We start from the raw sequence: 15,520 nt of genomic DNA, 5'->3' as shown, positions 1-15,520 counted from the left end.
TATGATAGCACTCAATAAACCGCTCGCTCCGGATCTAAAAAAATTAACCGAATATTTAGCGCAAGTAAACGAGAGTGGCTGGTATACAAACTTTGGTCCGCTACACCAGCTTCTGACGGAGCGTTTAGAGAAATATCTTGGTGTAAAAAATTTATTACTCGTTTCTAACGGGACATTGGCGATTCAAGTAGCATGTAGAACGTTGGACATAGAGTCGGCAATTACGACTCCCTTTAGTTTTGTCGCCACAACAAGCTCTCTTTTATGGCAAGGCGTGGATACCGCTTTTTGTGATATCAGTCCTAATAGTTTTAATATGTGTGTAACTGAACTTGATATGGCATTATCTAGAGATAATAAATACCATGGAATTGTTGCAACACATGTCTATGGGAATCCATGTAATGTTGAAGGTATTGAGAGTATCGCTAAAAAGTATAATAAAAAGATAATATACGATGCTTCGCATGCCTTTGGTGTAGATGTCGGTACCAAGTCAGTACTCAACTTTGGTCATGCGAGTACATTAAGTTTCCATGCTACAAAGGTGTTTCACACTATCGAAGGTGGCGCTATTATATTCAAGAATAAATCTGATTTTGATAAAGCAAAGCAATTGATTAATTTTGGAATTAAAGGGGATGGAACTCTTGGGAAACCAGGTATTAATGCGAAACTCAGCGAATATCAGTGTGCGGTGGGCCTCACGCTTCTTGATGAAATCGATGACATAATTTCACATCGTGCAGCATTATTTAACACTTACATTAAAAACTTGAAGGATATCGTTACACTTCCAAAATGGCATGAAAAGGCAACCTTAAATGGTTCATATATGCCTATATTCATCAGTAGTTTAAAAAAACAAGAGTGCGTCCTACAAGCCCTCAAAACTAACAATATTCAATATCGCCGGTATTTCACTCCATCTTTAGACTTGGCATTTCCAGAACTAAAGAGTTTTGGTTGCTTAAATAGCCAAGAGGTATCTGAAGGGATATTTTGCCTTCCACTCCACTATCACTTAACTCATGAAAATGTTTTAACTGTGTGTAATGTAATAAATAAGGCGATGTCAAAATGAAGCGCATATTAGTCATATCGGACAACTTTGAATTGGTCAAATTTATTAAACAGATGGAAACTACTTCTATAAAAGATAAATTCTTGATTGATTATTGCTATAGTGTAGTCAATAAAAATCCATCTAGTTTACAACGTCTAGATATGGAGCCAATTGATGTAAAAAAAGAGAATACAATTTCAAATATCATCAAATGTTACGATTTAGTGATTTCAGCCCATTGTAAACAAATTTTTCCTCGTTCATTAGTTGAAAACGTTCGTTGTATAAATGTGCACCCTGGTTTAAATCCCTACAATAGAGGATGGTATCCCCAAGTATTTTCAATAATAAATAAGCTACCAGTCGGCTGCACAATTCATGAAATGAATGAAAATATTGATGATGGTAATATAATTTATCAAAAAGAGGTTTTTATTGAAGAATCAGATACGAGTTTAGCTGTGTACAATAAAGTCCAACATGCAGAAAAAGAGTTGTTAGAAGAAAACTTCAGTAATATCGTCTTTAACAATTATCAGTCATTTCCTGCATCAAACAGTGGCAATTACAACGGTGTCAGTGATTTTAAGGAACTTTGTAGACTAAACAGAAATTCTGAGGGTACACTTCGCGAGCACATTGATCTGTTAAGAGCCTTGACACATGGAGAGCATAAAAACGCTTACTATTTAGATGATTTTGGCAAAAAAGTTTATGTCCAAATCATTCTCTCTAAGGATGAATCAGAGTGAAAAATGTTCATATTTTCAATTATACACCCCACCATTTTAGAGCACTAGTCACATTTTTTAAAAACATTGATAAAAATGCTGAATTCTATGTCTTCAAACATAATAGTATTTATTCCTTAAACTCCACTTCACTTCAGGTTGAAAACTTACCTCATAAACTCGATTTAAGTCATGGCGATATACGCTTCATTTTAGTGCATGGTCTGTGGGATGTAAGACTGTGGCTTTACATATTCCAAACGAAAATTTATCGGAATATCGTATGGGTCGCTTGGGGAGCTGATATTTATTTACAATCGAAAACTATTTCTAACAAACTTAAAAATCTGATTTTTAAGTTTTTTAAATTTATTTGTATAAAGCACTTTAGGGCTATAATAGCTTTAAATGCTGGTGATGCAAAAGTCATTTGGAAACTAACAAAACATAATGAAATTAAGGTTATTCCTTATCCACTTGATCCTAATGTAGAGTCATTAGCAGAAAACTCTCAAAGAAGGTCAAGTGGCAAAGACGCTAGCATAAAAATTTTGCTAGGTAATTCAGGTGCCGTTACAAATAACCATATTGGAATATTGAAAAAGTTAGCAAGATTTAATAACCAAAAGATTGAGATAATTTGTCCTCTCAGCTATGGAGGTGATGAGGGCTATGTACATGAAGTTGTGGCTTTAGGTAATAAAATATTCGGCGAAAAATTTAAACCGCTGCTTAAGGTTATGGACCAAAACGATTATTTTTCTTTGCTACAAGACATAGATATATTAATCTTCGACCACTCAAGGCAGCAAGGTTTATTTAATATCTATTATTTTCTTTTATCAAGAAAGAAGATCTATATAAATGAACACTCTTCAACATATACAGAGTTTAAAAGTAAGGGTATTGAATTAGGTAGAACCAGTGAATTAAGCGCCTCCTCCTTGGGGGAGCTAACTAAATACGATGAGGTCCAACTTCTAACTAATTACAACATTTTTAGAGCTAGCTATTCAGAGGCAATTTTAAGCGATTCTTGGAAAGATTTTTTAAATGAACTTGATTAAAAATCTTGGCTGGTCCGCAACAAATAGCCTTTTTACTTCAGTTATAATCCTGTTGCAGTTGTCTGTGACAACTAAATATCTAGATGCTAGTGATTTCGCAGTTTTTGCAGTAGTAACTATTTTTGTGGGATTTTGCCTTCAATTGGCTGAGGGCGGCGTTGGTAATGCAATCATAACTTTTGCTGACATGAGCAAAGATGATTTAAAACAGGTGATGTCGTTGGCTTTGTTAATTGCCATCTTTTTGATGTTTTTCCTAGTTATTGCGTCGTTTCCCATAGCTTCTTTTTATGATAACGATGATTTGGTACCTTTATTAATTGTTGTCTCATTATCAATACCATTTTTTACTATCGCAAGATGTTATAAGTCTATATTACAAACGGCTTTAAATATGAAGTCGGTTGCTCTAGTCGATATTACTGCTAGAAGCGTTTCTTTTATTTTCGTAGTTACGCTCGCGATAAATGGTTATGGTGTGTGGTCTCTTGCTATAGGTACTTTAGTTCTTTCAATCTCACTTTTTATTGGCTATATCAGTATCTCAACACCAGTAGCGTTTGTATTTCCTAACTTCAGTAATAAGAAGTTAAAAAAAATAACAAACTTCTCGTTTGTGCAGTCTATTGACTTACTAATTACTTACTTTACAAGGAACTTAGATGTTTTGATACTTGTTAAGTTAGTAGGCGATGATATAAGTGGTGCTTATTCAGTCATAAAGACATTCTTGATGCAAATTGTAGACACTATCTTTCTTACTCTAAACCGCTTTTACTATCCATATTTGGTTAAGAGTTTAAATGATGTGCAAACCCTCAGACGCAAGTATATACAATTTTATGGGCTATTTAATTTCTTGAATGTTTTTACTTTATTAATTTTTGTTTTTTATTATGAAATAATCATTACTACATTGTTTAGAAAGGATTTTATCGAGCTTGTTCCCATTTTATTAATAACGGTATGGCTGTTGATCAGATATACGTGTGCAAGTTTGAGTACACTATGGCTAATTCGTGCTAAACCGCATATTGGTATAATTTGGAATTTGATGAATATGGCTGGTGTCTTAATAGTATTGTTTTTCTTAGATTCGGAAATAAATGACATTATTGTCGGGTTTATTTTTATCTCAATTTTTATGGCATTAGTTTCCTGTGTGGTTACAGGGTCGCTTTTACTAATTGATGGAATTAAAGGTTATTTTCAGGTTGCCCTGCCTATCATTTTCCAGATATTAGTAATTTATTTTTTTTACATTGCTTTAAAAGCATATTAAGCTTTTCGTTGGCCCTTAATTTAAAGTTTGTAGGTATGAAAATGGATAAGAGTTTTGTAAGTATAGTAATGCCCATCTTTAATCGTGCATCGAGGGTAAAAACTAGTATTGACAGTGTGCTTTCACAGACATTTACAAGTTATGAGCTAATTATCGTTGACGATTTTTCCGACGACTTCGACGAGCTCTCAAATTTAGTTGATAGCTATGAAAGTGAGCATATTAAATTGCTGAGATTACCAAATAAAGGTAATGGCGCAATTGCTCGTAATTATGGGGTCCAACACTCTAAAGGCGATGTAATTTGTTTCATTGACTCAGATGACCAGTGGCTTCCTGATAAGCTCGAAAAACAGATCCAATATCTCGAACAGGATATCGTTATAACTTCATTATCAAAAATACAGACGATAAAAAATGGAAGAAAGCTTCATACTAAAATCATTAACGAAGAGTTACCTATCAGTGGAGAGGTTGAGATAGTTGATGATCCAATACTTGCATTATTTGGCGGCCTAACAAGTAAACTTGTATTTCAGACGTCTACCTTGATGATGAGTAAGGAGTTATTTCAAAAATCTGGAGGTTTTGATCCTGATTTATTACGTCATCAGGATTATCAGCTGTTAGTATGTCTAAAAAGCGCAAAAGCTAAATTCCGCAAAATAAATATATATACAAATATATATGTCAAAGATAGCCAAGATTCCATCAAAAACAAAGGTTGGACCATAGAGCGTTCCAAAACTTTCTTGAGAAAGTACCTTAAAAGCTACAAAAATGATGTACAGGCAAATTTTATAGTTGTTCAGTTATTTGGGCCTTCACTCAAAACACATTCTCTTCTAAAATGGCTCTGTTTAATATTTGAACTTAGGCTTAATCCTATCAAGGTTTGCTGTAAGGCCACGGTTTTTTTATACAAAAGGCTCAGGTAGATGCCGGAAAACGTTCTTTATTTGCTTTTCACTTTATCGGCTGTTTCATTATCTTTTCTTCTTGATAAGTCAGATAATAAGGTCGCTTTTTATGTATCTAGCCCTTTTTTTATTTTCTTGGCTTTTTTCCCTTTACATTTCAACACGGGGTTGGGAAATAATTGGTTTTATTTCGACGAGTTCAAGTTTACCTGGATCAGTTGGACATGGCTGCTAATTATAAGCGCTAGCTATCCCGCTGCTTTTTTAGTAAGTAGCATTGTAAAAAATAATTCATTAGACTTCAGAACTCCCCACATTTCGAGCTTATATGATACAAGAAAAATAAGCAGTTTTTTTTATTTGCTGAGTATGCTGTCACTTGTTGGGCTTTTTATTAATTTTAGTCATGTAGGTTTTTCTGTTTCACTATTGTTCGAGTCTCCTAGAGAGTACGAAAGAAAGTTTGGAATGCAGTGGTATATTAATTATTTATACTTTTTACATGTACCGGCCCTAATACTTTTAGTAATAAAAAAACATATAGGTAGCTTAAAGAGAATAGATATTCTGTTAGGAGTCACAGTTTTTTTCGGTTCTTTTTTACATGGAATTAAATACACAGTGTTTGACGCAATATTTTTTCCTCTTCTTTTTTATGTTTGCTTGGTTGGTTTTGATAAAGTTAGGTTCAAGTTTCTTACACTTTGCGTCTTCTTTATAATCTTTTTTTCTTTCTTTTCTTATTTTGTCAGAGGGGGACATGAAGATTTTGATCCTTTTGTTATCTTCACTTACGTGTTACCTAATTATTACAATTTATTTTATTCACTCGAGTTGCAACCTGTGCCAATTGTTTTTCCGTACAATGCTATATTCGGATTTTTGCCGGAAACCGATTTTGAAAACTTTTTAGTCGGCGGTTTTCTTTTAAATCCAAAATATAATATGAGCACGGGGTTGAAAGAGTTAATAGAGGTTTTTTCATTATATTGCGTGTTAGGTTTCTATGTTCCCTCTCTTATCTACCTGAAAGTATATAAAAGAAATTCACTCCTACATATATTCTTAGCAACCTATATCTTATTTTGTTTTTTAATGATGTTTTATAGCTATTATTTCGGGACAAAATTTAAGTATATTTATTTTCTGATTGTGTTTGTTTTTATTGATCTTTTTTCTAAAAGGAGGCGATGTGGCTGATTACTGTGTCATTCAAAATTCTCTCAAAACAACTTATGTTTTCCGCAGAAATTACTTAGTTGAATTAATTGCAAAAAAAAACAAAGTTACAGTGCTAGCTCCTAATGACTGCGAGGATTCAAAAATAAAACTCAGAGATTTAGGTGTTGTTATTCCTTATGTTCCCAGTAATAATTTCGCGTACACCTATCTGATTATGAATTTACGAATCTTATATTTGAGATTATTTAAAAATAATACATATATATGTCATTTTATCAGCACGTATGCACTTACCTTTATCACATTATTACCATTTAATAAAAAACTAGTCGTGTCTATTGAAGGGTTAGGTTCTTTTTTTACTGAACGACGTCTTGCGCGCAAAGTTATACGTTACTTAATTACAAGGAACAATGTCGTTAGAGTATTTTGTAATAATGATGAACGTCAGTCTTTGGGCAAGCCTAAAGATTTTGTTATGGGCGGTATAGGAGTTGAATTAGCTAGTTTTGAACAATCTGAAGGTCAGTCAAACAATTTAATTTATGTTGGGCGTCTTATAAAAGATAAAGGAATTTACGACGTTATAAGTGTATTTAGAAAACTAAGAGAACGCGGCGTTAAGCTTACCCTTACAGTTGTTGGTGATGTTTATAAAGATAATCCTAGTTCAATTAGTGCTGGTGATATAGAGAGTTTAAAAAGCGAGTTTTCAGATAGTATTTTATTCACGGGTTATGTGCCTGATGTGAGTAATCATTACAGCCACTCCGATTTGCTTCTGCTTCCTTCAAAAAGAGAGGGATTCCCAGTTTGTGTGATGGAGGCAAACGCATCCGGAATTCCAGCACTAGTTTATGATGTCCCTGGTTGTAGTGATGCTGTTCTGAATAATGTAAATGGTTATAGATTTGATAAGAATAATTTTTTGTCAATTGTTAGCAAGATTGAGTTTTTGTACGAAAATCCAATAATTTTAAAAGAGTTGAAGAGAACTAGTCGTGCCTATGCGTTGGAAAATTTCTCCATATCAAATAAGACTTTTTCATTCTTAAATGAAATCGAAACGAGGTTAAAAAAAGTGTGAGTGAATCGACCAGACTTCTCTAGACACTTAATTGCTTTATAATTATGTGTACTAAGGAGAAAAGATGTCTCAGCCATTTACAGAAGAATTTAAAATACAAGCCGTTAAACAAGTTACTGACCAAGGTTATTCGGTGGCGAGCGTGTCTGAGAGGCTGGGAGTTACTAGCAGTTCGCTGTATAACTGGATAAAAGCTTACGGCCCAGATAGTGAAGAACATAGGCAATCTCAAGAACAATCCGACCGAATTAAGCAGCTAGAAAAAGAGCTTAAACGCGTAATAATGGAACGCGACATCCTAAAGGAAGCCACCGTATTTTTCGCGGGCGAGTCAAAGAAAAATACGCGTTCATAAAGGCCAGGTTCAAGAATTTCCCAATAAAACTCATGTGTGAAGCACCCTCTATACAACGAAGTGGTTTTTATGCATGGGTGGATAAACCGAAATCAAAGCGACAGTTAGAAGACGAGTGTCCACTTCCCCTAAACTGAGACAGACTTAATTGGAGTTTTCTGCAATGATTAATGCAGGAGACGACTATGAAAAAATCACGATATACAGAATCTCAGATTATTGGGGTGTTAAAAGAAGTTGATGCAGGTATGAAGGTTGAGGAAGTCTGCCGTCAACACGGTATCAGCAGCGCAACCTATTACAATTGGAAGTCCAAGTACGGCGGCATGGAAGCGTCTGACGTCAAACGATTGAAAGAGCTTGAAGAAGAAAATGCCAAGCTTAAAAAGATGTTTGCAGATGTCAGCTTAGAAAATAATGCCATTAAGGAGCTTGTCGCAAAAAAGGGTTGGTGACAGCAGAGAAACGAGAGTGCGTCAGCATCCTAGTTGATGCGGGACTAAGTATCGTAAAGGCCTGTCTGTTTGTTGGTATTGGCCGTGCGACCTTTTATCTTCCAGAGAGAGACTGGCGCAAAGCGGATGCTGCTGTCATTGATGCCATCAATGCGGTTTTGGAGAAGTCGCCACGAGCGGGCTTCTGGAAGTGTTTTGGCCGAATGCGGTTCAAAGGCTTTCCCTTCAACCACAAGCGCGTCTATCGTGTTTACTGCCAAATGGGATTGAACCTGCGGCGCAGAACTAAACGGGTACTGCCCAAGCGAATAGCCCAGCCACTGGAAGTGCTGGATCAGGCTAATCATCAATGGGCGTTGGACTTTATGCATGACACGTTATATTGCGGCAAACGGTTCAGAACACTGAATGTGGTGGATGAAGGCACGAGGGAATGCCTTGCTATAGAGGTCGATACGTCTTTGCCCGCTGGCCGTGTCGTACGCGTGTTAGAACAACTTAAGGCTGAGCGAGGATTACCAACTCAGCTGCGTATGGATAATGGCCCAGAGCTAATTTCGGCGACGCTAACAGATTGGTGTGAAACCAATAATATTGAACTGGTATATATCCAGCCAGGTAAACCACAGCAAAATGGCTTTGTTGAACGCTTTAACGGTTCATTCCGCAGAGAGTTTCTGGATGCTTACTTGTTTGAAAATCTCAATCAAGTAAGAGAAATGGCCTGGTTCTGGCGACTGGATTATAACGAAGGAAGAACACATGAAAGTCTCGGTAACCTGCCTCCGGCAGCTGTAACCGTTCAGCAGGTAACCGTTCAGCAGGGCCCTATTGACAGCTAAATATATTTATTTTCAGTGATCTCTTGGATCCTATTGATTGATCCCCCCAGTCTGTCAAAGTGACTAAAATGAAAGTCTTCGAGCTATCGAAGTTGGATTGTGGATCTGAGAAAAGAGAAGCAGCTTAGCTCAAAGCTAGACTGTGGAAGCCCAGTGATCAGAAGCGATGTCGCTGGGTAGTTCACCAGCAGGCCGTTGTAGGCAATGTTATCGGCCAACATACAAATTGTGATAGCGCGATACCCAAGTTCAAAGGCTGTTATACGGTGAATAGGATATTATTTGTTTATGATTTAAAAAGCCGGTTTGAAGAGCAGGATAACTTCAATGATAGTAGAACAAATGGTGGAAGGTGGGTGTTTCGAGGCTGTTGAGGCACTTGCTGAGCATGCGTATATTGGGCGTGGGCGTTTCGACTGGGCAAAAGTAAGGGACGAAGCGCACAAATCACTCGATGACCGCTATGGTGAAGCGCAAGTTGAGCTCTGTATTGAAAAGTGCAAAGGCTAAAAGCTAGATTCGGCGGCCTAAAACAGCGTGCTTAAGTAAACCACATTAGCGTGTGAACAGGCCTCTTGCCGTTTCTACAATATGCTCGCTTAGTGTGTACTCTGCTCGGCTTTTGCCTGTTATCGCATAGTAACGCTCGCTCAAACTATCTGCTTTACCAATGCAGTGTACGTTGTATTGCGCTTCTACATGATCGGCTATTGCTGAAGGCGCACAAAATACACCAAAATTTTCACTGCCAAATAGCTTTAATAGTGCACTATCATCGAATTCGGCCACAATTTTTGGATAAAGTTGCTCTGCTTCAAGCCAGCTGGTTAGCGCATGCCTTATACCTGAGGTGTTACCTTGCATTAATAGCGGCATGTGGTTTAAGCATTCTGGGAAACGCTGATCATTACCAAGTGGCTGTTTAGCAAAAAAGCTTAACGAACTTTCTCCAAGGAAATAGCTGTTTGCATTTACCTGTGTTCCCGGCGCTATACCTCTATCCGCCATTATAAAATCTACCGCATTAATCGCTAATTCTTTTAATAATACATCAAAGCTATCTTCTTTTATGACATACTTTACATTCGCAAACTGGCGCATGGTATGGTGTACAAAGTCAAAAAAGAGCACCTTTGGTACGCCATTAGTAATACCTATGACGAACTCTTTCGTATTGACTTCGTCGTTTGTATTGAGAATTTCAGCGAGTTGGTTGCCTTTGTGAAATATTTCACTGGCATACTGATAGCTCAATTTTCCCTTGGCGTTCAGATACAGGCGCTTGTTTATTCTATCGAATAGGGAATAGCCTAACTGGTTTTCGAACGTACTTAGCTGCCCACTTACTGTTTGAGGGGTGACATGGAGAAGTTTTGCTGCTTTCGCAATACTGCCTTCCCGCGCGACTAGATAGAAATAGTAAAGATGATGATAATTTAAATGGTGCATATAAACCGCTTTTTGGGAACGCTAAGCGTTAGTTGTAATAATTAGTTATACAACTAAGGTTTTGTCGATGAAGTTAGAAGAATATAACAGATTTAATCTTATTAAATATTAAATTACACTGTAAAAAATGAGCTTGCGGGTATATTGAAGATACTATTATGGGAAAAGTAATTAATCTGCGTCAAACGCGTAAAACGCTGTTTTCGTTGTTAAAGCCTGAAGCTAGCTTCTTTTCTGTGGCTATTGCCTACGGCATTGCAATTGGTTTGTTAACACTAGCAGTACCTATTGCGGTCCAAACATTAATAAACAGCATCGCAAACATTGGCTCTACGCGAGCCGTGGTTATATTGGCCATAGTATTGTTTCTCACCTTATTTACCTCTGGGGTGTTCAGTGCCTTGCGCACCCGAATAATGGAATACTATGAGCGAAAAGTGTATGCCCGCTTAACCTCAGATTTAGGCCTTCGCACAATAATGGCGCCGCATAGCTATTTCGAAGGCCGTCAAAATATCAGCATTACGCAGCGTTATTTCGACATCATGATTCTGCAGAAAAACATTCCCTCACTCATGGTCGATGGTTTTGCGCTAGTGCTACAAATGCTGGTGGGCTTTACGCTGGTCTCGTTTTATCATCCTACCTTATTAGCGTTTAACGTTATTCTTATCCTTGTCATGTATGCGGTGTGGAAAATTTGGGGGCGCGGAGCAAAGCGCACGGCTATCGAACTTTCTACAGCCAAATATAACTCTGCAAAATGGCTGCACGATATCGCCAGTGCTCACGAGTTTTTCAAGTCGGCAGATCATGTCGAATATGCTGGCAAGAGCACCGAAGCCTTGATCAGCAACTATATTCAAAAGCATAAAAATCACTTTCATTACACCTTTTCTCAAGTGGTGATGTTTTTACTACTTTATGCAGTAGCGAGTGCGTCTTTACTAGGTATTGGCGGCGTGTTGGTTGTGCAAGGGCAGTTGTCCATTGGCCAGCTGGTGGCTGCAGAGTTAGTTATGTCGTCGGTTTTCTTAGGGCTATCTCGTTTCACTCAATATCTGAAGTTGTATTACGAGCTATACGGTGCGGCTGAAAAGCTGGGCAATGCTTTGTCTATTCCCCAAGAGTCGATGCATTCAGATGCGGAACATATTCCAGAGTCTTCGAAGCTGGTGTTTAACAAGCTCCAACTCAAATATGGTAATGATCATTGCAATATAGACGTTACTTTGGAGCCTGGCTCACAATACTTTGTTACTACAGACAAAAGCTGGGTGCAGCGAGAGCTTCTTGGTTTATTAAAGCGCTACGAACCAGTGCGCACGGGTGAGATTACAATAGATAACCTGAGTTTGAATGATTACGATATTCACGAGCTTAGACAGGCCGTCACTATTCTCGATCGCTCGCTTATTATTGAAGTTTCGATTGAGCGTTACTTGAAACTCGCTCAGCCAAAAGCAACTCAAGCTGATATTCGCAAGGCTTTAGAAGAGGTTGAGTTAGTCTCGATAATTGATGCATTGCCAGAGGGCTTACAAACCCAAGTGTCTGTGCTTGGTGCGCCGCTGCAACCACTAGAGTTTTTATTATTAAAGCTAGCTGCCGCTATTATTGCCAAACCTCAAATTCTTATTTTGAACCAGCACTTTGATGCCATTCCGCCAGATTTGAGAATACGTTTGCTCGAAAGACTGAAAAGCCACGATTTTACGGTACTGTATTTTACTAATACGCCTTTGTCTCAGTGCGCAACAGGTTTGCTGCACCTACATGATGATGTAGAGGTAACAATGTACGAGCAGAGCGACCAAGGCGCTGCAGATAGTCAGATGTCGGAAAGTAAAGACAAGGAGGGCAGCTAAATGAACAATACTGAAAGCCGTTTTTTAGACAACATGAAGTCGCTGCCCGCTATGCGTGTACCTAAGCTACACAAAGTGGTGTGCGGTATTATAGGCTTTTTGATCATTGCTTCTTGTTTTATTTTGTACTTTACGCCTTGGATCCAAACGGCGTATGGCACTGGAATGGTAGACTCTCTCGACCCCGAAGATCGCATGCAGCCTATTAATGCCTTGGTTGATGGCCAAGTTAAAAAATGGCACGTGAGAGAAGGGCAGCAGGTAAAAGCTGGCGAGCCTATTGTGACGCTTATCGACATAGACGCTCAGCGCTTAGAAAAATTAGAGTCGCAATTAGCCGCCGCAAACTTGAAAAATCAAGCGAATGAGACTGCGGTTAGAAATGCAGAAAATAACTTAAGACGGCAAATCAGTCTTGAAAAGCAGGGGCTGGTATCTCGAAAAGAGGTAGAGAACGCGCAGATAAAAGTGGAAGAGCTTAGAGCAAAAGCAGCGGCATCGATAACAGAAATCAACGATGTAAGTATGACCTTATCAAGACAGTCAACGCAGACAAAAGTGGCTCCGGTTGATGGTACGGTTGTTAGGCTGTTGTCAGGTGGGGTTTCTACCTTTGTAAAGTCGGGCGACATTTTAGGGCAGTTTATTCCCGCAGATGCCAAGCGAAGTGTGCGTGTCACGGTAAGAGGGCTAGATGCTCCCTTAGTAACGCCCGGGGCTAAAGCGCGTATTCAATTTGATGGCTGGCCGGTCTTTCAGTTTAGTGGCTGGCCGGGTGCAGCTATAGGCACCTTCGGTGGTGAAGTTGTTTACGTAGAGCCAGTAGCGAGCACAACCGGCGATTTTCAGGTATGGATAAAGCCCGATGAGGATGATATTGCTTGGCCTGCCGAAAGCTCAGCCCGCTTGGGGAGTCAGGTAAGAGCATGGATTTTATTAGAAGAAGTGCGATTGGGTTATGAACTGTGGCGTCAGCTCAATAATTTCCCTCCTAAGCCCACAACGCAGCCAAAAACTACCGCAAGTGATAAAGGAAGCGGTCGGTTATGATAAATACGAAAAGGTTTTTTGTGAAAAAGGTGGTTAAAGCTGCCGTTTACGCATTCATGTTTAGCGGTATAGCTAGTACATGCGCAAATGCAATGGAGAATAGCTCGAGTAAAGTGCCCGCGCCCAGCATCAATGACTTCATTGAAAGCATGACCCGCTATCATCCTTATGTACTTGCTATTAATGAAGGGAATTATCAGGCTGCGGCAGAGCTAGAGATTGCGCGCAGCAACTTCGATCCCTTCATTGAGCAAAAAACCAAAAGCAGAGTAAGCGGTTATTACGACGGCACAAATTTAACGCAGCGCTTTACCAATCCGGTTGAAGATTATAACGCCAATGTGTTTACAGAATACCGTATTGCCGGTGGCGACTTTCCGGCCTATGAAGGTGATTACGATACATTGTCTGCCGGCGAAGCTAGTATTGGCGTTGCCATGTCGTTGTTGCAAAACCGCGAAATAGATAAGCGCAGAACAGAGCTTCGCAACGCGGGGTTAGCCACTGCACAGTGGGAAGCTCAAGCTACGAGTATGATCAACAGTTTTATTTATAAAGGCGTGAACGAGTACATATCGTGGTATGAAAGCGCGTTGCAAATAAAAGCGGTACAAAACTTACTTGCTACAGCGCAGCAGCGTGAGAAAGCATTAAGTACGCGGGTGGAAAAGGGCGACTTAGCAGATATTGTATTGGTAGAGTTTCAGGCAAACCTGATGCAGCAGCGATTGCTGCTTGCTGAGCTCACTCAAAAGCGAGACTCTCACGCACAAATGCTGTCTTTTTACTGGCGCTCACCGCAAGGCGACATGCTGTCGTTCAATGCTGATACTCCTCCGAATAACATTGAATGGCCATTTTGGGTAGGCGATGCACAGCTTATTGCATTGCGAAAGGCATTAAAGCAACACCCCGAGCTCGATGTATTACAGTTAGAGCAGCGGGTGGTACAAAATAAAACTGCATTGGCAAATAATGCGTTACTGCCAAAGTTAGATTTGCAGGCGTCTATTGCTCGTGATGTGGGGGCAGGTTCAGAAACGCTAGAGGGAACAGAAACGAAACTTGGCCTTTCTTTTTCCTACCCATTGGGTAACAGAAAGGCTAAGGCGGAACGTTCTCAATTGCTATCAAAACAAAGAGAGCTGGGACACAAGTTTACCTCAATACAGCAGTCGATAACCCAACGCTTTGAGCAAGCCTATGTATTTTGGACACAGGCGAAAGACATTGCAGAGCTGCAAAGTCAAAATGCGTCGCTGGCTAGACGTTTATCACAGGTAGAGAGAACCCGCTTTGATGCCGGAGACAGCGACATGTTTGTATTGAATGCGCGGGTACAAAATGAAATAAAAGCTCAAATTAAAGAGATTAAAGCAAAGGTAGATTTATTGAAGGCAGAGTTAATGCTTTATAAAGAAGCCGCTATGCTTTATGACATGCAATGATTGATGTTGAAGTAATACCTTACGACCTACAACTAAAAAAGCCTAGTAAAAATCTTCTACTAGGCTTTTCGGTTTTCTTGAGCACTAACTTCTCTCACTAATTGAGTTAGTCCACACCATCATCTAATCAGTTAATCATCTTACTACTTAACCGCACTCGCGAAGTCACTCTCGCTTAATCCCGCAGATTGGGCATACTCTTTAAGCTTTATTTTCGAGACACCAGAATTGTTCGCTGTATTTAAAATACGCATAACGTGCTCACGTTGCTGCGAAGACTCGCGAACTGCAGTTTCTACTACTTTTTCTGCTTTATTGGGGAACACCGCTAATAACGCGTCTACTACATATTCGCCAACGAATGGTACAGCATTGAGTGCACTTGTCATTATTTCAACAATTTTGTTTGGGTGCTCTTGAGATAGTGTTTGTACAATACTATCGGCAGAATCTGGTTGGGTTAGCACTGCTACCCGTACTATTTCATCGAGTTCCTCTGGCGTTGCCATTGCAGCAGCGTGTACTACAAAATCCACATACGTGGGTTCTGCGGTAATAGCTAACTTAACAATGTTAGGGCAGCTGCTTACCTCTTTCTCAATCGCCAATTTAACAATCTCTTCTGTGGATGATGGCTGTGCTGAGATAGCGGCAAAGATAATTTCGCGGTATTTTTCAGGGTAGGTGTCTAGTGCAATATCCACTACAGATACTGCGT

The 15,520-nt window shown here is 39.1% G+C and carries 14 protein-coding genes (1 of these 14 cut by a window edge); 12 read left to right on the top strand and 2 right to left on the bottom strand.

Annotated elements, in window-relative coordinates; all coding sequences use genetic code 11:
* The first annotated feature begins 1 nt into the window (after nt 1).
* The 9 genes from BM528_RS16110 to BM528_RS16060 all read left to right on the top strand — a co-directional run bounded on the left by BM528_RS16110 (nt 2) and on the right by BM528_RS16060 (nt 9,497).
* The gene (locus tag BM528_RS16110; RefSeq protein WP_083595317.1) at nt 2-1,084 is read left to right on the top strand and encodes a DegT/DnrJ/EryC1/StrS family aminotransferase; all 1,083 of its coding nucleotides are present in this window, start codon (nt 2-4) and stop codon (nt 1,082-1,084) included.
* Entirely contained in the window at nt 1,081-1,818 is a 738-nt protein-coding gene (locus tag BM528_RS16105) for a dTDP-4-amino-4,6-dideoxyglucose formyltransferase (protein ID WP_071980711.1), read from the top strand. The genes BM528_RS16110 and BM528_RS16105 overlap by 4 nt, the downstream gene beginning before the upstream one ends.
* Entirely contained in the window at nt 1,815-2,864 is a 1,050-nt protein-coding gene (locus BM528_RS16100) for a TDP-N-acetylfucosamine:lipid II N-acetylfucosaminyltransferase (protein WP_071980710.1), read from the top strand. Before BM528_RS16105 ends, BM528_RS16100 begins: the two co-directional genes overlap by 4 nt.
* A complete protein-coding gene (locus BM528_RS16095) occupies nt 2,851-4,146 on the top strand; it encodes an oligosaccharide flippase family protein (protein ID WP_071980709.1) in 1,296 nt (431 codons plus the stop codon). The genes BM528_RS16100 and BM528_RS16095 overlap by 14 nt, the downstream gene beginning before the upstream one ends.
* Nucleotides 4,147-4,187: 41 nt before the next feature.
* Complete coding sequence (locus BM528_RS16090) at nt 4,188-5,084, top strand: glycosyltransferase family 2 protein (protein ID WP_198033572.1); 897 nt, start codon at nt 4,188-4,190, stop codon at nt 5,082-5,084.
* Nucleotides 5,085-6,258: 1,174 nt separating this feature from the next.
* Nucleotides 6,259-7,335 carry a glycosyltransferase gene (locus tag BM528_RS16080; protein WP_071980706.1) on the top strand — a complete coding sequence of 359 codons (1,077 nt, stop codon included), beginning with the start codon at nt 6,259-6,261 and terminating at the stop codon, nt 7,333-7,335.
* A 64-nt stretch (nt 7,336-7,399) separates the two neighbouring features.
* On the top strand, nt 7,400-7,690 hold the full coding sequence (locus BM528_RS16075; RefSeq protein ID WP_071980705.1) for an IS3 family transposase: 291 nt from the start codon (nt 7,400-7,402) through the stop codon (nt 7,688-7,690).
* Between the two features lie 185 nt (nt 7,691-7,875).
* Nucleotides 7,876-8,987, top strand: a protein-coding gene (locus tag BM528_RS16065; RefSeq protein ID WP_442855890.1) for an IS3 family transposase whose coding sequence is annotated in 2 segments (ribosomal slippage) — nt 7,876-8,137 and nt 8,137-8,987 — 1,113 coding nt in all. Because the reading frame shifts where the segments join, the coding sequence is not laid out codon by codon here.
* Nucleotides 8,988-9,314: 327 nt separating this feature from the next.
* Entirely contained in the window at nt 9,315-9,497 is a 183-nt protein-coding gene (locus BM528_RS16060; protein ID WP_071980703.1) for a hypothetical protein, read from the top strand.
* A gap of 45 nt (nt 9,498-9,542) precedes the next feature.
* Here BM528_RS16060 and BM528_RS16055 read toward each other — a convergent pair whose 3' ends face one another.
* Nucleotides 9,543-10,436, bottom strand: a complete 894-nt coding sequence (locus tag BM528_RS16055) for a LysR family transcriptional regulator (RefSeq protein WP_071980702.1) — start codon at nt 10,434-10,436, stop codon at nt 9,543-9,545.
* Nucleotides 10,437-10,594: 158 nt separating this feature from the next.
* Here BM528_RS16055 and BM528_RS16050 point away from each other — a divergent pair, with 158 nt between their 5' ends.
* From BM528_RS16050 to BM528_RS16040, 3 genes are all read left to right on the top strand, one after another.
* Nucleotides 10,595-12,304, top strand: a complete 1,710-nt coding sequence (locus BM528_RS16050; RefSeq protein ID WP_071980701.1) for an ABC transporter transmembrane domain-containing protein — start codon at nt 10,595-10,597, stop codon at nt 12,302-12,304.
* Entirely contained in the window at nt 12,305-13,354 is a 1,050-nt protein-coding gene (locus tag BM528_RS16045; RefSeq protein WP_071980700.1) for an HlyD family secretion protein, read from the top strand.
* Nucleotides 13,355-13,446: 92 nt separating this feature from the next.
* Nucleotides 13,447-14,802, top strand: coding sequence for a TolC family protein (locus BM528_RS16040; RefSeq protein WP_442855915.1), 1,356 nt, complete (start codon nt 13,447-13,449; stop codon nt 14,800-14,802).
* Between the two features lie 143 nt (nt 14,803-14,945).
* Here the strand turns inward: BM528_RS16040 and BM528_RS16035 are convergent, their stop codons facing one another.
* Nucleotides 14,946-15,520, bottom strand: the 3' portion of a protein-coding gene (locus tag BM528_RS16035; protein WP_442855889.1) for a hypothetical protein. Its footprint extends 268 nt past the window's final position; the window shows 575 of its 843 coding nt (coding positions 269-843); its start codon lies beyond the right edge, outside the window; it ends in the stop codon at nt 14,946-14,948.

Origin of the sequence: Alteromonas sp. RW2A1, from assembly GCF_001886475.1 — a bacterium.
Taxonomy (GTDB): Bacteria; Pseudomonadota; Gammaproteobacteria; order Enterobacterales; family Alteromonadaceae; genus Alteromonas; species Alteromonas hispanica.
This window is presented reverse-complemented; position numbering and strand designations above follow the sequence as displayed.